General features: G+C 62.3%; 24 protein-coding genes. 10 read left to right on the plus strand and 14 right to left on the minus strand.

The features are described 5' to 3' along the window. Positions 1–3: 3 nt before the first annotated feature. The 3 genes from E9677_RS25385 to infC all read right to left on the minus strand — a co-directional run bounded on the left by E9677_RS25385 (position 4) and on the right by infC (position 1,946). Positions 4–510, minus strand: a complete 507-nt coding sequence (locus tag E9677_RS25385) for a PepSY domain-containing protein (RefSeq protein ID WP_205910100.1) — start codon at positions 508–510, stop codon at positions 4–6. Between the two features lie 147 nt (positions 511–657). Then, positions 658–1,212 carry a hypothetical protein gene (locus tag E9677_RS05025; RefSeq protein ID WP_136556953.1) on the minus strand — a complete coding sequence of 185 codons (555 nt, stop codon included), beginning with the start codon at positions 1,210–1,212 and terminating at the stop codon, positions 658–660. 197 nt (positions 1,213–1,409) lie between these two features. Then, complete coding sequence (gene infC, locus E9677_RS05030; protein ID WP_136556954.1) at positions 1,410–1,946, minus strand: translation initiation factor IF-3; 537 nt, start codon at positions 1,944–1,946, stop codon at positions 1,410–1,412. Between the two features lie 181 nt (positions 1,947–2,127). Between infC and E9677_RS05035 the strand changes: the two genes are divergently transcribed. Both E9677_RS05035 and E9677_RS05040 read left to right on the plus strand, forming a co-directional pair. Beyond that, positions 2,128–2,922: an alpha/beta hydrolase gene (locus E9677_RS05035; RefSeq protein WP_136556955.1), complete on the plus strand. Its 795-nt coding sequence runs from the start codon at positions 2,128–2,130 to the stop codon at positions 2,920–2,922. A gap of 175 nt (positions 2,923–3,097) precedes the next feature. Further along, positions 3,098–3,715, plus strand: a complete 618-nt coding sequence (locus E9677_RS05040) for a transglutaminase-like cysteine peptidase (protein ID WP_168801118.1) — start codon at positions 3,098–3,100, stop codon at positions 3,713–3,715. Between the two features lie 12 nt (positions 3,716–3,727). On the opposite strand, the gene E9677_RS05045 is transcribed toward E9677_RS05040, so the two are convergent. Together E9677_RS05045 and mbfA are read right to left on the minus strand one after the other, a co-directional pair. Then, positions 3,728–4,897 carry an MFS transporter gene (locus tag E9677_RS05045; RefSeq protein WP_136556957.1) on the minus strand — a complete coding sequence of 390 codons (1,170 nt, stop codon included), beginning with the start codon at positions 4,895–4,897 and terminating at the stop codon, positions 3,728–3,730. A gap of 79 nt (positions 4,898–4,976) precedes the next feature. Further along, positions 4,977–5,960: an iron exporter MbfA gene (gene mbfA / locus E9677_RS05050; protein ID WP_136556958.1), complete on the minus strand. Its 984-nt coding sequence runs from the start codon at positions 5,958–5,960 to the stop codon at positions 4,977–4,979. Positions 5,961–6,090: 130 nt separating this feature from the next. Between mbfA and E9677_RS05055 the strand changes: the two genes are divergently transcribed. From E9677_RS05055 to E9677_RS05065, 3 genes are all read left to right on the plus strand, one after another. Next, positions 6,091–6,561, plus strand: coding sequence for a group III truncated hemoglobin (locus E9677_RS05055; protein ID WP_136556959.1), 471 nt, complete (start codon positions 6,091–6,093; stop codon positions 6,559–6,561). 157 nt (positions 6,562–6,718) lie between these two features. Beyond that, on the plus strand, positions 6,719–7,816 hold the full coding sequence (locus E9677_RS05060) for a TRAP transporter substrate-binding protein (RefSeq protein ID WP_136556960.1): 1,098 nt from the start codon (positions 6,719–6,721) through the stop codon (positions 7,814–7,816). A gap of 73 nt (positions 7,817–7,889) precedes the next feature. Then, entirely contained in the window at positions 7,890–9,632 is a 1,743-nt protein-coding gene (locus E9677_RS05065; protein WP_136556961.1) for an alpha/beta hydrolase, read from the plus strand. Positions 9,633–9,639: 7 nt separating this feature from the next. On the opposite strand, the gene E9677_RS05070 is transcribed toward E9677_RS05065, so the two are convergent. The 4 genes from E9677_RS05070 to E9677_RS05085 all read right to left on the minus strand — a co-directional run bounded on the left by E9677_RS05070 (position 9,640) and on the right by E9677_RS05085 (position 12,417). After that, a complete protein-coding gene (locus E9677_RS05070; protein ID WP_136556962.1) occupies positions 9,640–10,668 on the minus strand; it encodes a histone deacetylase family protein in 1,029 nt (342 codons plus the stop codon). Positions 10,669–10,804: 136 nt separating this feature from the next. Beyond that, positions 10,805–11,173 carry a hypothetical protein gene (locus E9677_RS05075; RefSeq protein ID WP_168801119.1) on the minus strand — a complete coding sequence of 123 codons (369 nt, stop codon included), beginning with the start codon at positions 11,171–11,173 and terminating at the stop codon, positions 10,805–10,807. 114 nt (positions 11,174–11,287) lie between these two features. After that, positions 11,288–11,818 carry a GNAT family N-acetyltransferase gene (locus E9677_RS05080; RefSeq protein WP_136556963.1) on the minus strand — a complete coding sequence of 177 codons (531 nt, stop codon included), beginning with the start codon at positions 11,816–11,818 and terminating at the stop codon, positions 11,288–11,290. Positions 11,819–11,841: 23 nt separating this feature from the next. Further along, positions 11,842–12,417 carry a helix-turn-helix domain-containing protein gene (locus E9677_RS05085; protein WP_205910113.1) on the minus strand — a complete coding sequence of 192 codons (576 nt, stop codon included), beginning with the start codon at positions 12,415–12,417 and terminating at the stop codon, positions 11,842–11,844. A 121-nt stretch (positions 12,418–12,538) separates the two neighbouring features. Here E9677_RS05085 and E9677_RS05090 point away from each other — a divergent pair, with 121 nt between their 5' ends. From E9677_RS05090 to E9677_RS05105, 4 genes are all read left to right on the plus strand, one after another. After that, positions 12,539–13,105, plus strand: a complete 567-nt coding sequence (locus tag E9677_RS05090; protein WP_136556965.1) for a helix-turn-helix domain-containing protein — start codon at positions 12,539–12,541, stop codon at positions 13,103–13,105. Positions 13,106–13,187: 82 nt separating this feature from the next. Next, positions 13,188–14,390, plus strand: coding sequence for a glycine C-acetyltransferase (locus E9677_RS05095; protein ID WP_136556966.1), 1,203 nt, complete (start codon positions 13,188–13,190; stop codon positions 14,388–14,390). Positions 14,391–14,392: 2 nt separating this feature from the next. After that, complete coding sequence (gene tdh, locus E9677_RS05100) at positions 14,393–15,418, plus strand: L-threonine 3-dehydrogenase (protein WP_136556967.1); 1,026 nt, start codon at positions 14,393–14,395, stop codon at positions 15,416–15,418. Positions 15,419–15,510: 92 nt separating this feature from the next. Then, positions 15,511–16,239, plus strand: a complete 729-nt coding sequence (locus tag E9677_RS05105; RefSeq protein WP_136556968.1) for an MOSC domain-containing protein — start codon at positions 15,511–15,513, stop codon at positions 16,237–16,239. On the opposite strand, the gene E9677_RS05110 is transcribed toward E9677_RS05105, so the two are convergent. After that, entirely contained in the window at positions 16,224–17,915 is a 1,692-nt protein-coding gene (locus tag E9677_RS05110; protein WP_136556969.1) for an FAD/NAD(P)-binding protein, read from the minus strand. The two genes, E9677_RS05105 and E9677_RS05110, sit on opposite strands and share 16 nt — an antisense overlap. Positions 17,916–18,083: 168 nt before the next feature. Between E9677_RS05110 and E9677_RS05115 the strand changes: the two genes are divergently transcribed. After that, complete coding sequence (locus E9677_RS05115) at positions 18,084–18,314, plus strand: DUF2171 domain-containing protein (RefSeq protein WP_112247233.1); 231 nt, start codon at positions 18,084–18,086, stop codon at positions 18,312–18,314. A 68-nt stretch (positions 18,315–18,382) separates the two neighbouring features. On the opposite strand, the gene E9677_RS05120 is transcribed toward E9677_RS05115, so the two are convergent. From E9677_RS05120 to E9677_RS05135, 4 genes are all read right to left on the minus strand, one after another. Further along, positions 18,383–18,751 carry a hypothetical protein gene (locus E9677_RS05120; RefSeq protein ID WP_136556970.1) on the minus strand — a complete coding sequence of 123 codons (369 nt, stop codon included), beginning with the start codon at positions 18,749–18,751 and terminating at the stop codon, positions 18,383–18,385. A gap of 183 nt (positions 18,752–18,934) precedes the next feature. Beyond that, positions 18,935–19,651 (minus strand): DUF6065 family protein, encoded by a 717-nt coding sequence (locus E9677_RS05125; protein ID WP_136556971.1) that lies wholly within the window; start codon positions 19,649–19,651, stop codon positions 18,935–18,937. Between the two features lie 80 nt (positions 19,652–19,731). After that, on the minus strand, positions 19,732–20,511 hold the full coding sequence (locus tag E9677_RS05130; RefSeq protein ID WP_136556972.1) for an anti-sigma factor family protein: 780 nt from the start codon (positions 20,509–20,511) through the stop codon (positions 19,732–19,734). A 16-nt stretch (positions 20,512–20,527) separates the two neighbouring features. Then, positions 20,528–21,052 (minus strand): RNA polymerase sigma factor, encoded by a 525-nt coding sequence (locus tag E9677_RS05135; RefSeq protein ID WP_136556973.1) that lies wholly within the window; start codon positions 21,050–21,052, stop codon positions 20,528–20,530. Between the last annotated feature and the right edge of the window lie 107 nt (positions 21,053–21,159).

Raw genomic sequence — 21,159 nt, forward strand, 5'->3', positions numbered from 1 at the left:
GGGTCACCATCCGAAGAGATTGAGCTTTCGCCCGGTCGCGGCTTCCAGCTTCAGCGTTTTGACACGAGACCCGCTTTGTACTTTCAATGTGTAGTAGGGCGCGCGGGCCTTCAGGTTGAGATCGACCGAAATCACCCGGCCACCGCCGAGATCGTCCACGCGCTTGAGAATTTCGCGGAGCGGCAGGATGCGTCCCTGATCGACGGCTTCACGCGCCCTCAGATGGTCCCGATCCTTTCCCGAACCACGGCCGCTGCGATCATCACCATCATCATCATCGTCGTCGTCATCGTCTCCTCCACGACCGCGACCGCGACCGCTGCTGTCGTCATCATCGTCGTCGCTGTCGTCATCATCGGAATCGTCGTCTGAACCACCCGACCCGCTGTTGTCGCTGTCTCCGCCGCCATCGCTGTCGCCACCGTCTTTCGCCATGGCGCTGCCGGCCGGCACAAAACCGGCGGACAATATGCCCAGCAATGCAAACAGGAAAAGGCGACGGTCCATCATGGCTCAATCAGGGTTTTGGAGAGACTAGCGCGAGCCGCCTCTGCAGCCAACACCAGAAAAGCTATCCCCGTCCGGTGGGGGCCGGACGGGGCGAAACGGCTCAATTGTAACCCGCGGCGGCTCGGGCTTTCGCCGTTCCGATTCCGATCAGGGTGCGGGAATGACCGTAACGCCGGTCAACGTTCCCTGTGGTGCCCGGACCTTGATTTCGGTCTGGCCGTGTTCTTCCTCGAATTCGAAGCGCAGGCGCTTGCCGTTCTGGTCCACGGGGATCATCGATCCGCTGCGCAGTCCGGCCAGTTGGTTGTCGTTGACGATCACGCGGACTTCGTCGCGGTCACCGCCCCGACCACGGCGCCCGTTGTCGTCGTCGTCGTCGGAATCGTCATTGTCGTCATCACCACCGCGACCCCGACCGCGACCACGGTTGTCGTCATCGTCGTCATCATCATCGCTGCTGCTGCGATCACGATCGCGGCCAGAGCTGTCGTCGTCGCTGTCGTCACGATCGCTGGCACTGTCGCGACCGCTGTCATCGCTCTCGCTGCCGCTGTCGTCGTCATCGCCGCCCCGCGCCTGAGCTTCGGTTGCGACGAGAGCTGCGAGGGGACCCGGGACGACGCTGCCCAGGACCGGAATGAATGTGATCGCCATAAGCGCGGTGCTGGATACGAGCAGCGTGCGGCGAAGGAGCTTGGTCATCAGATGTCCTCCCGATGAATGTTTCTGCGTTGTCGATGGGAGGATCATGCATCAGCGCCGCTGACAAACGGGTCGGCGCGACTGTCAGCGAACTGTCAGTCGAAGAACCCGAGACGGACAGGGAAAACGGTCGGCATGCCGCAAACGAAAAAAGCCGCCCCGAAAGGCGGCCTTTTGAACGTCTCGTTGGCGTCAGCTCACTTCGGAGCGAGCACCATCATCATCTGGCGGCCTTCGAGCTTCGGCTCTGCTTCGACCTTGGCGATGGCAACCGTGTCTTCCTTGACCTGAAGCAGAAGCTTCATGCCGAGTTCCTGGTGGGCCATTTCGCGGCCGCGGAACTTTAGGGTCACCTTGACCTTGTCGCCTTCTTCGAAGAAGCGATTCATCGCCCTCATCTTCACCTCATAGTCATGGGTGTCGATGTTCGGGCGCATCTTGATTTCCTTGACCTCAACGATCTTCTGCTTCCGACGTGCTTCGGCCGCCTTCTTCTGGTTGGCGAATTTCAGCTTGCCCAGATCGAGGATCTTGCAGACCGGCGGCTCGGCATTCGGCGAGATCTCGACCAGATCGAGCCCAGCTTCTTCCGCCATGCGCAACGCCTCATCAGTCGAGATGATGCCGAGGTTCACGCCCTCGTCATTGATCAACTGGACTTTCGGAATGCGGATTTCACGGTTGGAGCGCGGCCCGTCCTTTACGGGGGCATCGGTCTTGAACGGTCTGCGAATGGTCGTATTCTCCTCAAAAAATTACAGAATGCCGCAGCGTAAACCCGCGCGCATCCGCGTCATAGGGCTATGTGATATCTGCGACGGCAGTGTCAATAGCATGCTTGCGAAAGAAAATCACCTGCTGTCCGCGACTCCGCGAATCTGTTTTACAACCTTCGACAAAAGGAGAGCGCTTATCATGGGCACGACAGCAAACATCCTGCAGGAAAAGACGATCACTGTGGGGACCGGCGAGGCGGCACGCGACATCGTCGTCATCACCCGCCTCGGCGTCGCAGAAGACGGCCCGGCGCTGGTCTGGCTCGGCGGCTATCGATCCGACATGGCGGGCACCAAGGCGATCGAAATGGACGCGCTTGCCGCCGAGCAGGGGCTGACCGCGGTCCGCTTCGACTATTCGGGGCATGGCGTATCCGGCGGGGATTTCCGCAAGGGCACCATTTCGCGCTGGACGGAGGAAGCGTTGGCGGTCATCGCGGATGCCGGCGTGGCCAAGGTCGTGCTCGTCGGCTCCTCCATGGGCGGGTGGATCGCGCTTCGCGTCATCCAGGAAGCGAACCGCCGCGCGCTGCCCGTCACGGTCGAGGGCCTGGTTCTCATCGCACCGGCACCCGATTTCACGTCGGAACTGATCGAGCCGAGCCTGACGGAGGCCGAGCGGCGGTCGCTTGTCGAGCGCGGCTATTTCGAGGAACCTTCCGAATACAGTCCTGAACCCAATATCTTCACGCGCGACCTCATGGAGGACGGCGTCGAGAACCGCGTGCTGACCGGCCTCATCGAGACAGGTTGCCCCGTGCATATCCTGCAGGGCATGAACGACCCGGATGTTCCTTTTCAGCACGCCCTTAAACTGATGGAATTCCTCCCGCTGGACGACGTCGTGCTGACGCTGATTCGTGACGGAGACCATCGGCTCTCCCGTCCGGAAGACATTGCCAAGATGAAATCGGCTATCGTTTCGATGGTCTGAGCACCGCCGGAAAGCGATATCTTCTCGCCCGTCGGGAACAGAACGTGTCTTCGGACGTTAGAACTGTCGCATTTTAACCATACCCGATGAATTGCGCCGGTGGATACCACCAGCGCCGTTGACTCATGTCGCCCTGCAATCTTAACCTTTTGTTAAGGATACAGGGGACGTGTTCATGACGAACGGCTCGCGCGCCATCAAGGCGCTCATCATCGCAGCTGCGGTTCTCGCACCTGCTCATGCGGGCTTCTCGGCTCCGCAGTCGCTGCGATCCATGATCACTGGCGGCGTGACCTCCCAGCCCATCGGCCATTATGAATTCTGCCAGTCGCTTCCCCAGGAATGCGCGCTCCGCAACCGGCCCTCTACCCCGCCCAAGGTGACCGATCACGGCTGGAGCGTGGTTCGCGACATCAATACCAGCGTCAATCACGCCATCGTCCCGATGACCGACGCGGAAATCTACGGTCGCGAAGAGGTCTGGGCCTATCCTGTCGATCTCGGCGATTGCGAAGACTTCGTGCTGCTCAAGCGCAAGAAACTGATGGAAGCCGGCTTTTCGGCAGCAGACCTGCTGATCACCGTCGTCCGCAAGCCCGATGGCGAAGGTCACGCGGTCCTCACGGTTCGCACCCAGTCGGGCGACTTCGTACTCGACAATCTCAACGACGACGTGAAGCTCTGGACCGAGACCCGCTACGCTTTCCTCAAGCGCCAGTCGAGCACCGACAGCGGCCGCTGGGTCACCATCGAGAACGGTACATCCGACGTGCTGGTCGGCGCATTGCAGTAAACGGAGCCGTTATTAACGGCGCGTGAGCGCAAGTGTCGCCAGAACGGCAAGGCAGGCCATACCCGCGAGGGCGGCAATGGCCGCATGCGGACCCAACGTCTCGTTCAACCAGATCACCGAGACCGGCGCGATGGCGGATGCGATGATCCGCGTCGATGCGAGCGTGCCCATGGTCCGGCCATAGCCGGCCACGCCGAAGTAATGCAGCGGTAGCACGCCCCGCACGATCGACGTCAGCCCCTGACCCGCGCCGTAAAACACTGCGAAGGCAATGGCGAAAGCCGCGATGGGCTGGACGAGCGCCCCCGCCAGCATGAACAGGCCGAGCGCCATGGCCACGGCAGCGATGATCGCCGTCAGGGGCGGCGAGAAAAGGTTGCGCCTCGCATATTCGATCAGCCGTGCCGTCACCTGGCTCGGCCCGATGAGACTTCCGGCAAGCGTCGCCATCGCGGTCGCGTAACCGAGGTCGCGCATCAGGACGAGCAGCGTGGCGCCGACCGCCGATACGACGAAGCCACCCGCCGCAAAGGCCGTCGCCATCAGCACCATGCGTCGCCTGCGTTCTCCGTCGAAGGTCATCTCGACGCTCGTCTCCTCGACACGGGAGACCGGCTTCTCGCTGAGCCTCGCACGCGGCAAGGCGAGATGGATCGGCAGTGCGATCAGGAGGTTCATGGCGGCCAGGACGAGATAGACATCGCGCCAGTCCATCCAGGTCAGCAGCCATTGCAGGAGCGGCCAGTAGACCGTCGAGGCAAAGCCCGCGATCAGGGTCACGAGGGTGATGTGGGCCCTGGCCTCCCGACCATGGGTCTGGGCAAGAGCGGCGAACCCCGCGTCATATTGCACGGCGAGGGCGATGAATTCCGCGGCCAGCGTGATCACCGCAAACTGCCAGGCATTCTGCATCACCGCAAAAAGGGCGAGCGCCACCGAAGCCGTGACCGATCCGAGACAGAGGATCAGCCGTGCCCCGAAGCGATCGACCAGGCGCCCGAGGATCGGCGCGGCGACAGCTCCGGCCAAAAGCCCGAAGGAGAAGACGCCGAAGACGAAACTCTGCCCCCAGCCGAATTCGCGGGCGATTTCGGGTGCGAGCACAGAGAAGGAGTAATAGAGCGTGCCGTAACCGATGGTCATGGTGACGCCCAGACCGATGGTCGCGGGTGAGGCTTTCATGGGTGCGCCATAATGCGATTCGATGATCGCCAGATGACAGCGCCACCATGGCCTGCGTCAAGCCGCAGTCGAGATCAAATCAGCCATGCCCGATCAGCACACCGGCTGCCAGCACCAGCGAGCCGCCGAGCACCACCTGCATGGCCGCACGCCAGAAGGGTGTTTCCATGTAGCGGTTCTGGATGAAGGCGATCGCCCATAGTTCGAAGAAGACGATGACGGCAGCGGTGATCGTCGCAGTCCAGAAATGCGGAATGAGATAGGGGAGCGCGTGACCGAGACCGCCGACCGTGGTCATGATGCCGGACGCCAGACCCCGCTTCAGCGGCGAACCGCGACCAGAGAGCTTGCCGTCGTCATGGGCGGCTTCGGTGAAGCCCATGGAGATGCCGGCACCGACCGATGCCGAAAGGCCGATGAGGAAGGTGGACCAGGTGTCGCCCGTCGCAAAGGCCGCGGCAAAGATCGGGGCGAGCGTCGAGACCGAGCCGTCCATCAGGCCGGCGAGACCCGGCTGGACATAGGTGAGGATGAACTGGCGCTTTTTCGTCTCGTCCTCCGTCGCGCGCGCATCCTCCGGCAAATGCCGGTCGCCGAGCATGGTCGCGATCTCCTCATGGCCCTGTTCGGCCATGGCGAGATCGCCGAGCAGCTTGCGGATACCGGCATCGGACGTGTGCTGGGCGGCCTCGTGATAGAAACGATAGGCCCCCTCCTCCATCTGCATTGTCTCTTCGCGGATCTGGTCCAGCGTCAGGTTCTTGCGGAGCCAGTCCGGCTTGCGGTCGTAGAAACCGCGCACATGTTCGCGGCGGATCAGCGGAATGCGCTCGCCGAAACGGTCCCGGTGCATCTCGATCAGCATGTTGCGGTGGGTATGCTCGACTGCGGCCATGTCCTCGAAGACCTTGGCCGAGTGCGGATAGGCCTCACGCAGCTGGTCCGCATAGGCGAGATAGATACGGGCATCATCCTCTTCGGAGGAGATGGCAAGCGCCAGGATTTCCTGCTCGGACAGTTCGTCGAACGGCCGCTTGCCGCCACTGAGGGAGAGACTGAACATGAGATTGACCACCTAGATTAGAATAATTCTAAATCTAGGGCAGATTGCGGCTTGTATCAAGATGCCGCATGGACCATTTGCACTAGGAAGTGCATCAGACTTGCGACATTCATCACCGACGAGAGAAACTATGACCACGGATCTTGTGGGCCGCGCCGCCCACCGCGCCGAGATCACTGCCAGGGCCGCTAGCGAAATGGCGGCCATGGGCGTCGACGTGGGTTTCATCGACCTGATGGTGGAGACCTTCTACGGCAATATCCGCCAGCATGCGGACCTCGGGCCGGTTTTCGAGGCGCGGCTTGCCGGCCGCTGGCCGGAGCACATGGTCAAGATGAAAGCCTTCTGGAGCTCCGTCGCCTTCAAGACCGGCGCCTATGGCGGCAAGCCCGTGATGGCCCATCAGGGCGTCGACGGCATGGCCGAAGGGCTATTCCATCAATGGCTGCAGCTCTTTTCCGACACGCTCGTCGAGATCGGTGCCTCGGAAGACGCGCATGGCTGGTTCATGACAAGTGCCGAGCGGATCGCCAAGAGCCTCGTCCTGTCCCTCTTCTACAATCCGGCCCTCGATGATCCACGCCGACGCGGCGCTACCTGACGGTTCCTTGCGTGGAACACGGGATCGACGAAACAAAACGCAATTTTGGTCGGGTTGCCGGACAACTTCGTGAGCTTTTGCGCTTGCACTCCCTCGCCTGCAAGACTAGACCCGCCGCGGGAGCTGGAGGAGTGCGTATCATCAGAGGCTATAGATCATGAACCGCCGTCAATTCTTCAAGCAGGCCGGCGTTGCCGGCGTCGGGGCAGCCGCACTTGCAGCGCCCGCCATTGCGCAGGAAAACCCCAAGGTTACCTGGCGCCTCGCCTCGTCCTTCCCGAAGAGCCTCGACATCATCTTCGGGGCCGCGACCGACATCGCCGAGAGCGTGTCGAAGGCGACGGATGGACAGTTCGAAATCCAGGTTTTCGCCGCCGGTGAAATCGTGCCGCCGCTGCAGGTCGCCGATGCCGTCACCGCCGATACCATCGAGATGGGCCATACCTGCTGCTATTACTATATCGGCAAGGACCCGGCCTTCGCGCTCGGAACGGCGATCCCGTTCGGCCTCAATGCCCGCATGACCAATTCCTGGTTCACCGCCGGCGGCGGCAACGAGCTGCTCAACGAGTTCCTCAGCTCCTACAAGCTCTACGCACTGCCGGCCGGCAATACCGGCGCGCAGATGGGCGGTTGGTACCGCAAGGAAATCAAGACGATCGACGACCTCAAGGGCCTGAAGATGCGCATTGCCGGTCTGGCTGGCGAGATCATGGCCAAGGTCGGCGTCACGCCGCAGCAGATCGCCGGCTCGGACGTCTATCCGGCGCTGGAAAAGGGCACGATCGACGCCACGGAATTCGTCGGTCCCTATGACGACCTGAAGCTCGGCTTCTACAAGGTCGCGCCCTACTACTACTACCCGGCCTGGTGGGAAGGCGGCCCGACCGTGCATGCCTTCTTCAACCTCGACAAGTTCAACGGCCTGCCGGAAAACTACAAGCGCATCCTCACCGACGCTTGTGCGGCCGCGAACGCCCGCATGCTCGCCCGCTATGATGCCTCGAACGCAGCAGCCCTGCGCGAACTCGTTGCCGGCGGTGCACAGCTGCGCGCCTTCTCGTCCGACATCCTCGACACCTGCCACAAGGCGGCGAAGGAAACCTATGCGGATCTCTCGGCCAAGAACGAGTGGTTCAAGAAGCTCTTCGACAGCCAGCAGGCGTTCAAGCAGGATGCCTATCTCTGGGCCCAGATCGCCGAATACAGCTTCGACACCTATCAGATGATCCAGCAGCGTCAGGGCACGCTCTGATCCACCTGCACGGTTCACCAATCCCAAACCCGGCTTCCATGCCGGGTTTGTCTGTTTTGCCGCAGGGCGTTTGATGCCCTTCAAAAGGCGGAACAAGTCGAATAGTCTGTCGGCTCGAACGGAAGACGAGCCGGAACGGCTCTCACGGCTTGAAGCGGGAGACAGTCCACTGTCGGTCATCGTCAGGGTCTTCATCGGCAAGCTTTCCCTGCCGGGCGTAGTTCTCGCCATCGCCTTCTTCTGCGCATCGCTGACGCCCAGCCTCATGCCGCGCGAAGCGCTGGTACAGGGATCTTTGTCCGGCATTGCTGCAGCTGTCGGCTATTTCATCGGCGTTCTCTTGAGCTCTCTCTGGCGGCTCTTCGAGTTGCCCGAACTTCGCCTGCACCGTGACAAGGCGCTGTTCTGGATAGCAGCGTTCGGGGTGTCCGCGATGGCCGTCGCACTCTGGCGTTCCGCCGTCTGGCAGGAATCGGCACGTGCGCTCTGGCAGATGGCCCCTCTCGATGCCTCATACCTCGAGGCTGTGCTGGTGGCAGCAGCCCTTTTCATGGGCCTGCTGTGGATCGGACGCCTGTTCATGATGCTGTTCAGAAGACTGGCGGCACGCATGGCCACCATTTTCCCAACACGGGTTGCCACCGCCATCGGCTTCGTCATTGCCGCCGTCATCTTCTGGTCGATCGGTGAAAACGTGGTCTTGCGCGGCGCACTCAGGCTCGCTGATTCCTCCTTCCAGCAACTGGACGACCTGATGGAGGATGAAGTCGCCGCGCCGACTTCGTCCGAGAAAACGGGCGGTCCGGCTTCCCGTCTTGCCTGGCATGGTCTGGGCCGTCAGGGCCGCCACTATGTGGCATCGGGCCCGACCCGCTCGGATATCGAAGGCTTCTGGGGAGAGCCTGCGTTGGAGCCGATCCGGGTCTATGCAGGATTGAACAACGGAGATGACATCGAGACCCGGGTGGCACTCGCGCTGGAGGAACTGATCCGTCAGGGCGGTTTCGAACGCTCGACGCTCGTGATCAAAGCCCCCACCGGGACCGGCTGGATCGACCCGGCTGCGGCAGATACCCTCGACACCCTGCTTCGTGGCGATGTCGCGAGCGTGGCCTTGCAATACTCCTACCTGACCAGCTGGCTCTCACTGCTGGTCGAGCCGGAATATGGTTCGGAGTCGGCAAAGGCCCTGTTTCGTGCGGTCTATCGTCACTGGAAACAGTTGCCACCGGACGAGCGGCCCAGGCTGGTGCTTTATGGTCTGAGCCTCGGAGCGCTCAACTCTCAGAGTTCGGTCGATCTCCTGGAGATCGTCACCGATCCCTTCTACGGCGCACTCTGGGTCGGGCCACCGTTCCAAAGCCGGATGTGGAACGAGTTCACGATGGGTCGGGAAGCCGGCTCCCCCGCGTGGCTGCCCCGCTATGGAGACGGGTCGATCGTGCGCTTCACGAACCAGCGGGCCGAACTCGACACGGCGTCTGCCGCCTGGGGTCCGCTGCGGATCGTCTATCTGCAATATGCCAGCGATCCCGTGGTGTTCTTCGACCCCCGCTCCGCCTACCGCTCCCCGGAGTGGCTTTCAGGCGTGCGGGGCCCGGATGTATCTCCCGAACTCACCTGGTATCCGGTACTCACCATGCTGCAACTGCTGTTCGACATGATGATCGCGACGACGAGCCCGATCGGCTACGGACATGTCTATGCCCCGCAACATCATGTCGACCCGTGGATCGCCGTGACCGGGGTCGAGATCGATCCGGCCGACGTGGCGCGGCTGAAGCGTCATTTCACCGAAGTCGCGAAGACCTATTGAGGCGTCTTCAGCCCTCCAGCCCCTTCAGTACATTCGCCACGTTCAAGCCGATTTCCGGCACGCCGTAGCCGCCCTCCATCAGGGTCAGCACCGGCACGCCGCTTGCGGCAACCATCTCGCCCATGCGGATATAGTCCAGGCTCTTCAACTTGAAGAAGCTGATCGGATCCTTCTCGAAGGTGTCGACCCCAAGCGAGAGCACGATCGCCTCTGCGCCGTAGGTCTTGATCCTCTTCAGGCTGTCTTCGAGCGCTGCCGACCAGATCTCGAAGGGTGTGCCCGAGGGCATCGGATAGTTGGCATTCAGCCCCTCGCCGTCACCTTCACCCGTCTCGTCGGCATAACCGAGGAAGAAGGGGAATGCATCTTCCGGCTCGCCATGCAGCGAGGCGAAGAAGATGTCGCCGCGGCGATAGGTGATGTCCTGGGTGCCGTTGCCGTGGTGGAAATCGACGTCGAGGATCGCGACTTTCTTGGCGCCATGGTCGATCAAGCGCTGGGCGGCGACGGCGGCGTTGTTGATGAAGCAGTAGCCGCCGAAAAGATCGATACCGGCATGGTGGCCCGGCGGGCGGCAGAGCGAGAAGGCAAAGCGATTGCCCTCGTTCAGCCAGTCGGCCCCGGAGAGGGCGACGTCCATGGAGGCAATGGCCGCCTCATAGGTGCCCTTGGAAATCGAGGTTTCGGCCGAATTGGCGTAGTAGCCGACGGCACCGTCGATATTCTTCGGCACGCGGCCCGTCTGGCTGCGGCGGCATGGAAATGACGTCGCGATCGCCTCGCCCTCGAAGCCATGCGTCTGCCAGCGGTCCCAGCAGGTGCGCAGGAATTCAAGATAACCGGCGTCATGGACCTTGAGCGCCGTTTCGAGCCCGTGCTCGGCCGGTGCGCGCACATCGGTGAAGCCCGCCTCCTTGACGCCCGCCAGCACCCATTCGGCGCGGAATGGCCCCTCAAATGGCTTCACCAGCAGGCCACCATGCAACTCAGTCTTGGCGTCGCGGAGCTTGTGCTTTTCCGAATAGAATACGCGCATCGTCTCGTTTTCCCCTTGGTCGTTTGGAGGAAAACTAGCCTCGGCACAGCCTTAGCCACAAGTGCAAAGGGGGCGATCTTCCCGGTCATTCGACCAGAAACATCGCCCCCGCCCCTCGGCCCCCGCCGATCTGGTATTACTCGGTCAGATTGATCTCTTCCGTCTCTCCGCCGGTGCAGGTGTAGCAGCAGTCCTCGCAGGTCTCGGCATTTTCAGGCCCCACGCCCCAATAGGTCTGCTTGTCGCCCGAGATCCAGGCGCCATAGCAGATCGACTCGCCTTCTTCGCAGGACAGCGGGATCTGCTTGGTCTCGCCATCATCGAGATAGAAGACCTGATTGTCGCCCGGCCAGACATAGTCACGGTCCTGGCTGTAGAGCTCGACTTCGACGGCATTCGGATGCTCGTTGCGCATCACAAATGTGACGTCTGCAGCGAAAGCCGGCGCTGTGATGGCCACTGCCAGCCCAATGGCCAGCCACTTCAAAATCACGTTCCCGACCATATGCTTCCCCTCAGCTCCAAGATCGCGGGACGATAAGCCTATGCTCACAGAAAGGTGAAGAGCGCCCGTTGGACGTTTTTTGGGCAAGATGGCATTCGCTTGGCAGCGATGCTTTCAAGCCACAGTCTTCCAGAAGATCACGGTGTCGCAATAGCGTCCATCGGGGAAAAGCGCGTAGTTCGGGATCGCACCCGAGCGCTGCCAGCCGAGTTTCTCGTAGAGCGTCTCCGCCAGCTCACCGGCCGCCGTATCGAGCACGAGCAGCGTACGCCCAGCCCGCGCTGCGCCGGCCTCCGCCGCCGCCATCAGTGCCTTCGACAGGCCGAGGCCCCGGGCGTCGCGATGCACGAGCAGCTTCATCAGATCGGCACGATGCGGCTGGTTGGGCTTGGACGCAAAGCCGATCTGCACGGTGCCGACGAGGCGGTCGCCGATGAAGGCACCATAGAGCAGGACCTCACCGCGCCCGACGGCCTCTGCTACCCCTTCCCAGAAGGTTTCGCCGTCTTTAGGCGTGAAGGGCGACATGAAGCCGAGCGAGGCGCCGCCCTCGACGCAATCCGCAAGCGTCTCGCAGAGGTCGGGCAAGGTGGCAAGCGCATCATCTTTGGAAAGCAGGCGAATATCGGTCTTGGTGTCGGTCATGACGCAGGTCCTGTATGGAAGGTTTATGTGCCGAGGGAAATGACGACGGCATAGCGGGCGGGTCTGTCGGTCGGATTGCGATAGCCGTGCACATCCCCGACATTCATGAAAAGGCAATCCCCGGCTTCGAGCCGATGCACGGTCTCGCCGATGGTGAGTTCGATTATGCCCTCGAAGACCCAGACATGCTGGGTCTGGCTGCGGCCTGTCGGGCGCCCCGGAAACCGCACCTCGGCCCCGGCCGGAAACTCGACCTCGACGATATCGGTCCCGCTGCCCGTGCCCTGCGGGGAGATCGCGCGGCGCACATATCCGCTCTCCGGATCACGCCAGACCGGTTGGTCAACCCGCCGCGTGAGTGGCGAAGGCTCGGCCTCGGTACTCGCAAAAAAGACGGACAACGACACCCCGAGCGCCGAGCAGAGGCGCGCCAGCAATGCCGCGGTCGGGCTTGCCTCGGATCGCTCGATGCGCGAGATCATCGCCCGACTTACGCCTGAGAGGTCCGCCAGTTGGTCGAGCGTCAGCCCCCGCGCGACGCGCAGGCGCTTCAGCCTTTCGGCGACATGTTTCTCGAACTGATCTTCCGATTCCATTATCTGAGAATTCCATGCGCAGATGGTGGAGTCAAGCTTTGCTCTTCGCCCTCTTCCGCAGCATGGCATGGTCGGCGTAAAAGGGGCGGTCGGCACTCGCCGGCGAGACCGCAGGACAGAGCCTATGCAGCAGCACACTCCCGAGATCGGCCCGGCCATCAAGCGCGAGCGCAAGGCGCGCAAGCTAACGCTCGAGCAACTCGGCACGCTATCCGGCGTCTCCAAGTCGATGCTGAGCCAGATCGAGCGGGGCGAGGCCAATCCCACCTTTGCCGTGCTCTGGAGCCTCACCCAGGCGATGGAGATCGAGCTGTCCGATCTCATCGGCAACGGCACCTCCATGGCGGGTCGCGAGGAGATCGAGGTAACCTCGGTCATGCACACACCCGTCATCCGCAGCGCCGACGGCTCCTGCCGGCTGAAGATCCTGAGCTCGCCCCGGCTTGCCGGCCAGACCGAATGGTACGAGCTCGAAATGGATCCGGGCGGCGCGCTCACCAGCCAGCCGCATTCGATCGGCGCCTTCGAACATTTCACCGCCTTTACCGACGGTTTCGAGATCTCAAGCGGCGGCAGCAAGACGGTCATCAGGGCCGGCGAAACCGCTCGCTACCGTGCCGATGTCCCGCATGCGATCAGCAACGCCGGATCCGATATCGGCAAAGGCCTGCTGGTCGTGCTACACAGGTAAGCGAAAAGGCAATTCCAAAATATCGATTGTCGATAGGCAAAATTCCGATATGCTGGAATTATTCAGCATCGAGGGATTTCCCATGCAGACCGGCTTTCTCGACCACATCACCGAAACCCTCCAGGGCATCGAAGCCGACGGGCTTCTGAAGCGCGAGCGCGAAATCGTCAGCCCGCAATCGGGCCGGATCCAGGTGCGCGATGCCCGGGGCACGCGCGAGATGATCAATCTCTGCGCCAACAACTATCTCGGCCTTGCCAACCATCCCGAGATCGAACAGGCCGCCAAGGCCGCGATCGATAGCCACGGTTTCGGCATGGCCTCGGTGCGCTTCATCTGCGGCGCGCAAGATATTCACCGCGCGCTCGAACAGGCGATCGCCCGCTATCTCGACAAGGACGACGCGATCCTGTTTGCCGCCTGCTTCGACGCCAATGGCGGGGTCTTCGAGACGCTGCTCGGGCCTGAGGACGCAATCATTTCCGACTCGCTCAACCACGCCTCGATCATCGACGGCGTGCGGCTCTCCAAGGCGAAACGCTACCGCTATGCCAATTCTGACATGGATGGCCTCGAAGACGAGTTGAAGAAGGCGATTGCCGACGGCACGCGCTTCCGCCTGATCGTCACCGACGGCGTCTTCTCGATGGACGGCTATGTCGCCAAGCTCCCGGAGATCTGCGCGCTCGCCGAAAAATACGGCGCCATGGTGATGATCGACGAATGCCATGCCACGGGCCATCTGGGTGCCAAGGGCAAGGGCACTCCGACACTGACCGGTGTCGGCACCCGCGTCGACATCATCACTGGCACCTTCGGCAAGACGCTGGGTGGTGCCATGGGCGGCTTCATAGCCGGCCCGAAAGCCGCGATCGATCTCTTACGCCAGCGGGCGCGGCCCTATCTCTTCTCCAACAGCCTCGCCCCCGCAGTCGCCGCCGGTTCGCTGAAGGCGATCGAGATTGCAGAAAGCGCCGACGACCTGCGCGCCAAGCTTTCCGGCCACACCAAACGCTTCCGCCAGGGTCTGACCGATGCGGGCTTCGAACTGCTTCCCGGCGAAACGCCGATCATCCCCGTCATGACCCACGACGCCGTACTCGCCCAGAAGCTTGCCGCCGAGCTCGATGCGCGCGGCGTCTATGTCGCCGGCTTCTTCTTCCCCGTCGTGCCGAAGGGCCAGGCCCGCATCCGCACCCAGATGTCGGCAGCGCTCTCCGAGGCTGATATAGACACTGCCATCGCCGCATTCATCGATGCCGGCAAGACCATCGGGATGATCTGATCATGAAGGCGCTTTCCAAGCAGAAATCCGAGGTCGGCATCTGGATGATCGACGCCCCGGTCCCGGACATCGGGCCCGACGACGTGCTGGTGAAGATCAACAAGACCGGCATCTGCGGCACCGACGTTCACATCTACAAATGGGACGAGTGGGCGCAGAAGACGATCCCCGTGCCGATGATTACAGGCCATGAATATGCCGGCGAAATCGTCGCCGTCGGCGCCAATGTCCGCAATCTCCAGATCGGCCAGCGGGTCTCGGGCGAAGGCCATCTCGTCGGCATGAACAGCCGCGCCTCCCGCGCCGGCAAGTATCACCTCGATCCCGAGACAAAGGGCATCGGCGTCAACGTGCAGGGCACGTTTGCCGAATTCGCCAAGATCCCGGCCTTCAACATCATCCCGCTGCCGGACACGATCGATGACGAGATCGGCGCGATCCTCGATCCGCTCGGCAATGCCGTGCACACGGCGCTCGCCTTCGATCTCGTCGGCGAGGACGTCATCATCACCGGCGCAGGTCCGATCGGCATCATGGGGGCGGCAATCGCTCGCCATGTCGGCGCCCGCCATGTCGTGATTACCGACGTCAACCCGGAGCGCCTGGCGCTCGCGGCTGAAGTGGCAGACGTGCATCCGGTCAATGTGGCGAACGAAGACCTGCGCGACGTCATGACGAAACTGAAGATGAAGGAAGGCTTCGATGTCGGCCTCGAGATGAGTGGCTCACCGGCGGCCCTCGACCAGATGATCGACCATCTCGTGATGGGCGGTCGCATCGCGCTCTTGGGCGTACCGGCGCGGCCCTTCCATTTCGATCTCTCCAAGGTCGTCTTCCGCATGGTGACGCTGAAGGGCATCTATGGCCGCGAAATGTTCGACACCTGGCACAAGATGCTCGCCATGCTCGAAAGCGGCCTCGACATCCGCAAGGTCATCACCCACCGGATGAAAGTGGACGACTACGCGCACGCCTTCGAACTCGCCAGCGCCGGCAAGGCGAGCAAGATCGTGCTCGACTGGACCTGAGCCAAACTTCTGCGGAATTATGGGTTCCGCAGAAACGCGGGAACATAGAGCGGCTTTTCGACGTATGGTGATGGTCTGAAACAGGAGTCATCATGCGAAAAATCGGTCGAGTGCGGGAAGTCTGGCGCTATCCGGTGAGTTCTCTTGGCGGAGAACCGCTCGCCTCGATCACCGTCTCGCCTGAAGGCGTCGAGGGTGACCGTCGCTTCGCGCTGTTCGATCCGGACAGCGGTCTTGCCGCCGCCCCCGAGAAGGAAACGCGCTGGCGCCCCGCGCTCTTTGTCACCGCCTCGCAACCGGCAACCGGACTGCCGGTGTTGCGCTTCGCCGACAGCGCCGAATATGCACTCGATGACGACGCACTCCCCGACCGGCTCGCCGAGCATTTTGGTTTTCCGGTCGCTGTGGGCATCTTCGGCGAAGAAGATCTGAGATTTCCGGTGGTTTCCAACCGGTACAAACCGGCACCGCTTCACCTCGTCACCACGGCATCGCTGAACGCGCTCGCAGAGACGGCGCGCCTTCCGCCGCTCGATGCCAGGCGTTTCCGCCCATCGGTCCTGATAGAGACCGAAGAGGGCGAAGGCTTTCTCGAAAACGGTTGGGTGGATCACGTCGTCAGGATCGGCGACACTGATATGCGCGTCACCGAAGCCTCGCGCCGCTGCGGCATGACGCTTGTCGCACAGCCCGGCCTGTCCGAAGAGCCCGACGTGCTGCGGGGCATCATGCGCCACAACAAGCGCAATCTCGGGGTCTATGCCACGCCTGCCAAAGGCGTGACGATCAGCGTCGGCGACCCCGTCTACGCCGAGATCTGAAAGAGCCTCGTCTCGGCCTCCGAGATATCCTTCAGGATCGCGCGACCGACGGTCTCCCCAATGTCCCGTGCGCTGGTGATCCCCTGAACGAAGGGCTCCTTATGCAGCAGAAAGGCGATCGCCGCGCAATAGAGCCGGCCTTGCGACATCAGGCCGAGACGCGGGCGATAGCAGTCGTCGACATCAATGCCACCGGTGCGAACCATATCCGGATCCCGGTCTAGCGACATGATCGCCTCGACCTTGGGCGTCGCGGCTTCGCGCACGCCCCCCTGTGCGACAAGCGTTGGAAAGGGGAGATCCGTCGCCGACAGGGTTTCCTGCCCGGTCGCGTCGATGAAGGCACCGAAGCGATGTGTCGTGCCCGACACCTCGACCTCTGCGCCCCGCTCCAGACCGTCCTCGGCCGTGCGGATTGTGTAGTCCTCGCCCAATCTCAAGATCGACAACTTGCCGGCGCGCGACAACGCCAGAAGCCTGCGAATCGACATCAACGGCACCGTTGCATAGTCGTCGATGAAGATGCCCTTGAAGTGCCGGTGGAAGCGTTTCAGGTCGTTCTCATCCAGATGCGGAATGACCCGGGCGACGATCTCGTGGGTGATCAGGATCGCGTAGCGCCACGGCACGGTGTAGCGCTTCAACCTGTTTTCCTCGGCCTCGGCCAGGTTCTTCGCGGCCCAGACGAAGGGATCGCTTTGCGTGCGATCCGCATAGTAAGCGGCAGCGAAGGTCTCTACCGTCAGCTGCGACAGTCCGATCCTGGCGGCATAGTCAGGATCGGCGGCGACAATTTCGCGGCGGAAGAGATCAAAGACATCGTCGAGCAGATCGTGACGACCCGTCGCGATCAAGGCCTCGATCGCCTCTTCGGTGCAGACCTGCGGCTCCACATAGGGCAACGGACAGTAAAAATCGGCTTCCGGCAGGATGCCCTTGCGCGACATCAGCGTCGCGCGAAAGTCCTCCGTGCCCTCAGCCGGCTGATACTGCAGGTCCCCGGCCACATCGCTGTAGAACATGCCATGGGCGGTCGCGACCGTCATCAGCGCGTCGATACCGCTCAACGACGTGCCGAGAATGCCCACGGCCTCGTTGCGGATGGATTTGAGAACGGTCGCCGGCCAGGGCGAGACGAAATAGCCGGGACGGATCTCCGTGCTTTCCGGCCAGTTGTGCCCGGTCGCCATCACGACATGGTCGAAGGCCGCGTCGTCCTCGCCATCCGGATGAGAAACCCGCAGCCGGATCGCATCGTCCTGGATCTCGATATCGGCCACCTTGTGGTGGGCCAGCACGGTGATCTCGTGGCCGCGCTCGGCGGCCAGCGCCAGCATGCGCTCGAATTGCGCCTGCATGTAATCGCCCAGCACGAGGCGCGGGTAGAATTCCCGCTCGTCGATCGCCTCGCGGCGGATGCCATGGCGCATCAGGGTGTCGTCGTCCTGTCGATGCAGCCACTCGGCCAGTGTCTCGGTGAAAGCAGGAAGCTCGATGCTGGGAATGTTCGACAGCATCGCCGGATCGTTCATGTCGGGGTGGTACGGCGTACCCTTTCCCGGCTCGCCCTCGGCCTCATAGAGCGTGATCGACAGGGGAACGGTCGAGCTGATCAATTGTTTGAAGGTGTAGAGGCCGGTCGGACCCGTGCCGATGATCGCAATTCTCGGAAGCATAGATGTACTCGCTGTCCGGCGAGGGATCTCGCGCGGGGGTCCCGAACAATGCGCGCGCGGGGTGGATGTTCCCCTTCTCAACTGCATTCGTCGCCTGACCGGCGTCCGGAACAAATCCCGCCGATCGAGGCTTTCTCAAGCATCGCAACACCCGAAGGAGAATGACCGATGATTTCTGCAGATCAGATCCGCGAACACATGGAAGTGCTGGCTCAGGACGGCGCCCATGTCGGCACCGTCGATCACATGGACGGCGCAAGCCGCATCAAGCTGACCCGCAAGGATTCCGCCGACGGTCAGCACCACTACATCCCGCTCGACTGGGTCGATCATGTCGACCAGCACGTGCACCTGGCCAAGAACGCCGATGACGTGAAGCGCGACTGGTCGGTCAACTGATCGATACCGCTTCCGGCAAGAGGCCGCGGCAATGCCGCGGCCTCTTTCGTTTGTCTCAGGCGCGATGATCAATCGTCGTCGTCGGACGAATTGGACGAGCTGTTCGAGGAAGAGTTCGAGGAACTGTTAGACGAGCCGTTCGAAGAGGAATTCGAACTGGAATTGTTCGACGAGTTCGACGACGAATTGGAACTGCTGTTGGACGAGGAGTTCGAATTGCTGTTGGAATTCGAATTGCTCGACGAGTTCGAGTTGCTGTTGCTGTTCGAGCTCCAGCCACGGCGATCGTCGTTGCGGTTGCCGGACCGTGCATAGGACCGGCCTTCACCGGTCGCCCGGTCGAGGAAGCGGGTCAGCGGATCGTCGGCCAGCGCCGGTGCCGGTGCGGTGGTGCCGATGGCGAGCACCGAGCTCAGGATGGCGATGAATTTCTTCATGGTCAGTCTCCTTGGTTTCTTTCACGGCAGCACGTCGGCTGCAGGGGAGAAACGGACCGGCTTCAGGTTTATTCCGATAAAAATCATTTATTTTCAGATATTTAATTCAAACCGTCGGCACAATCGGAGACGCCACCCGAAACGGTGTTCCGGGTGGTCAGCAACAGGATGATGCTGGTTTCGTCAGCGCTGAGCGCGGGCGAACTTCCGGTACCAGCCTTCCGAGGCGATCGTCTTTCGAAAGATCGTCTTGCGCGCCGTCTGCTCTTCCGCCGTTTCGCTGCGAATATCCCCGTCGAGATCGGATGTCTCTCGCCGGAAGGGAATGACCTGCACGATCGGCGTGCCGCGTTCCAGCACGTGCAAGCCATCCGGGCCTGTCGCGAAGAAGGGGAAATGGATCTCCGACTGATAGGTATCGGTGTCGACGACACCCGCCACGACCTCGAAGAGACCGTTCGGGCGATTGAGCGGCGATACGAAGAGACAACTCCAGCCGGGCGGCGTGCGGATGGTCCAGTAATTGTGGAACTTGCAGGGCGGCATCGGGTCGCGCGGATTGCCGGCCACCTGGTGGGTGGCATGGTTGCTGACGAGGGTGCGATCGAAATCCCAGCCGCAATTCACCGTGCGCCCGCCATCGGCGATCTCCATGCGGACTGTCGCCGGCAGGCCGATCACCCAGCCCGCCATCATCGCGTCGAGGAAGGGCATGCAGCGTTTGACCGTCAGGCCGCTGTCGGTCGGCGAGACCTTGTCTTCCGTCACGGCCGGCAGTTTGCGGAACCACTCAGGCAACACGGTCTTTGCCCGCACCGGCGGCGTGATCACACTCTCGTCCTCGGGGCGGCAGGTGAAGGTGATGCGGGGGGCGGGACGTTTCAGCAGCGAGAGCTTCATCGGCTTTCTCCAGATCCTTGTCTGTTCTGGAGAACGGATGCGGCGGGAGTTTATTCCCGGACCGCATCACTTTTTTCGTTTCAGCGGCTGCGAAGTGCCTCGATATCAGCGGTTTCTTCCTGGGGCGACAGCGGCGCACCGGCGCCGATGCCGGAGAGGAAGGCATCCAGCGTGTCCGTGGTGGAGGCCGGCACATAGCCTTCCGCCACCGGATTGGTGAGCGCGATGCGCGTCTGCCAGCCCGCCGGTCCATGGCAGGCCACCGCCGTGGTCACGGCATCCGCGGCCTTGCGTTCATATTCGCGGCAGAGATGCCCTTCGGCATCGCGAAAGCTCGCGATCATGTGCAGGCTTTCGACTTCGGAGAGCGCGCGCTCCCCGCCCGACGGCAGGGTTTCCAGCGCCTCGTTGACGGCGACGCTCGGGCCCTCAGGTGCGACGCCAGTGGATTGGCCGAGCAGGAAGCCGCCGAGGCCCACCACGACCCCGACGAAGGAGGCGGCAAGGGCCATGCCCCAGGGCGACGACATGCTCGATCCCGTTGACCTAGTCACAAGCGGCGACGGCACGCGTGGCCGGAAGGCGACAACCGTTTCGTCCGCATCGGGCGATGCCGTCTGCTTCTCGCGGGCGGCCGCAATCGCAGAGGCCACCGAAGCCTGCAGCGCGCCCGGCACCGGTTCATCGATCAGTGGCTTCATGGTCGCCGCAAGCTCTTGTCTCGTGTCCATGAACACGGCGAGCCGTTCGGCAAGAAGCTCGTCCTCGGCGAGGGCCGCCTCGATCTCCCCCTGCTCGGCGGGGGCGAGTTCGCCATCAGCAAAGGCCATCAGCATTTCGTCGGAAATCGCGCGTGTCATGGAGTGTCCGCCTTTCTCATGGCGAAGAACGTCTGGCTTCGGGATTTATTCCCGTCAATTCGGAAAGTGCCTTTCGGGCGCGGGCGAGCCGGCTCATCACCGTGCCGACCGGGATTTCCAGCACGTCTGCGGCATCGCGATAGCTCAGCTCCTCGATGCAGACCAGGACTAGCACTTCCCGCTGTTCCGATGGCAATTGCTGCAGGGCGGCTTCAACCCGTTCAAGCGCCAGCCGTGCCTCGCTCTGAGCCTCGCCCGATGCCACGGCAAGATCATGCATCTCGTCGATATCAATGGCGGGGCCGGCCGTCTTCCGGCGGCGCAGCTGGTCGAGCCAGAGATTGCGCAGGATCCGAAAGACCCAGGCATCGAAGCGTGTCTGCGGGTCGAAGCTCGCGGCTGCCGCAAGGGCCCGCTCGCAGGTCTGCTGCACCAGATCATCGGCGACATCGCGCGCACGGCAGAGCGAAATCGCAAAGCGCCTGAGGTTCGGCAGGAAGGAAACGAGGCGCTCTCCGACAATATCGACAGGCTCGACCATAAAAACTTTCCGTCTCTCCGGAATAAACCGGCGGCTCGCGCGTACATTCTGGCATCACATAAGTCGGCGGGCCTCTAAGCCCGGGCATCGGCTAGGGAGAGATGGAA

It is taken from the genome of Peteryoungia rhizophila, from assembly GCF_004912145.1.
GTDB classification, from domain to species: Bacteria; Pseudomonadota; Alphaproteobacteria; order Rhizobiales; family Rhizobiaceae; genus Allorhizobium; species Allorhizobium rhizophilum.

Bases quoted from the DNA above. Each gene is read 5' to 3' on its own strand.
- E9677_RS05025 (WP_136556953.1), bottom strand. From the start codon at position 1,212: ATGACCAAGCTCCTTCGCCGCACGCTGCTCGTATCCAGCACCGCGCTT.
- E9677_RS05065 (WP_136556961.1), top strand. From the start codon at position 7,890: ATGCCCTTCAAAAGGCGGAACAAGTCGAATAGTCTGTCGGCTCGAACG.
- E9677_RS05040 (WP_168801118.1), top strand. From the start codon at position 3,098: ATGACGAACGGCTCGCGCGCCATCAAGGCGCTCATCATCGCAGCTGCG.
- E9677_RS05075 (WP_168801119.1), bottom strand. From the start codon at position 11,173: ATGGTCGGGAACGTGATTTTGAAGTGGCTGGCCATTGGGCTGGCAGTG.
- E9677_RS25385 (WP_205910100.1), bottom strand. From the start codon at position 510: ATGATGGACCGTCGCCTTTTCCTGTTTGCATTGCTGGGCATATTGTCC.
- E9677_RS05045 (WP_136556957.1), bottom strand. From the start codon at position 4,897: ATGAAAGCCTCACCCGCGACCATCGGTCTGGGCGTCACCATGACCATC.
- E9677_RS05035 (WP_136556955.1), top strand. From the start codon at position 2,128: ATGGGCACGACAGCAAACATCCTGCAGGAAAAGACGATCACTGTGGGG.
- E9677_RS05070 (WP_136556962.1), bottom strand. From the start codon at position 10,668: ATGCGCGTATTCTATTCGGAAAAGCACAAGCTCCGCGACGCCAAGACT.
- E9677_RS05095 (WP_136556966.1), top strand. From the start codon at position 13,188: ATGCAGACCGGCTTTCTCGACCACATCACCGAAACCCTCCAGGGCATC.
- E9677_RS05105 (WP_136556968.1), top strand. From the start codon at position 15,511: ATGCGAAAAATCGGTCGAGTGCGGGAAGTCTGGCGCTATCCGGTGAGT.
- E9677_RS05115 (WP_112247233.1), top strand. From the start codon at position 18,084: ATGATTTCTGCAGATCAGATCCGCGAACACATGGAAGTGCTGGCTCAG.
- E9677_RS05110 (WP_136556969.1), bottom strand. From the start codon at position 17,915: ATGCTTCCGAGAATTGCGATCATCGGCACGGGTCCGACCGGCCTCTAC.
- E9677_RS05090 (WP_136556965.1), top strand. From the start codon at position 12,539: ATGCAGCAGCACACTCCCGAGATCGGCCCGGCCATCAAGCGCGAGCGC.
- mbfA (WP_136556958.1), bottom strand. From the start codon at position 5,960: ATGTTCAGTCTCTCCCTCAGTGGCGGCAAGCGGCCGTTCGACGAACTG.
- E9677_RS05060 (WP_136556960.1), top strand. From the start codon at position 6,719: ATGAACCGCCGTCAATTCTTCAAGCAGGCCGGCGTTGCCGGCGTCGGG.
- tdh (WP_136556967.1), top strand. From the start codon at position 14,393: ATGAAGGCGCTTTCCAAGCAGAAATCCGAGGTCGGCATCTGGATGATC.
- E9677_RS05130 (WP_136556972.1), bottom strand. From the start codon at position 20,511: ATGACACGCGCGATTTCCGACGAAATGCTGATGGCCTTTGCTGATGGC.
- E9677_RS05135 (WP_136556973.1), bottom strand. From the start codon at position 21,052: ATGGTCGAGCCTGTCGATATTGTCGGAGAGCGCCTCGTTTCCTTCCTG.
- E9677_RS05080 (WP_136556963.1), bottom strand. From the start codon at position 11,818: ATGACCGACACCAAGACCGATATTCGCCTGCTTTCCAAAGATGATGCG.
- E9677_RS05120 (WP_136556970.1), bottom strand. From the start codon at position 18,751: ATGAAGAAATTCATCGCCATCCTGAGCTCGGTGCTCGCCATCGGCACC.
- E9677_RS05125 (WP_136556971.1), bottom strand. From the start codon at position 19,651: ATGAAGCTCTCGCTGCTGAAACGTCCCGCCCCCCGCATCACCTTCACC.
- E9677_RS05055 (WP_136556959.1), top strand. From the start codon at position 6,091: ATGACCACGGATCTTGTGGGCCGCGCCGCCCACCGCGCCGAGATCACT.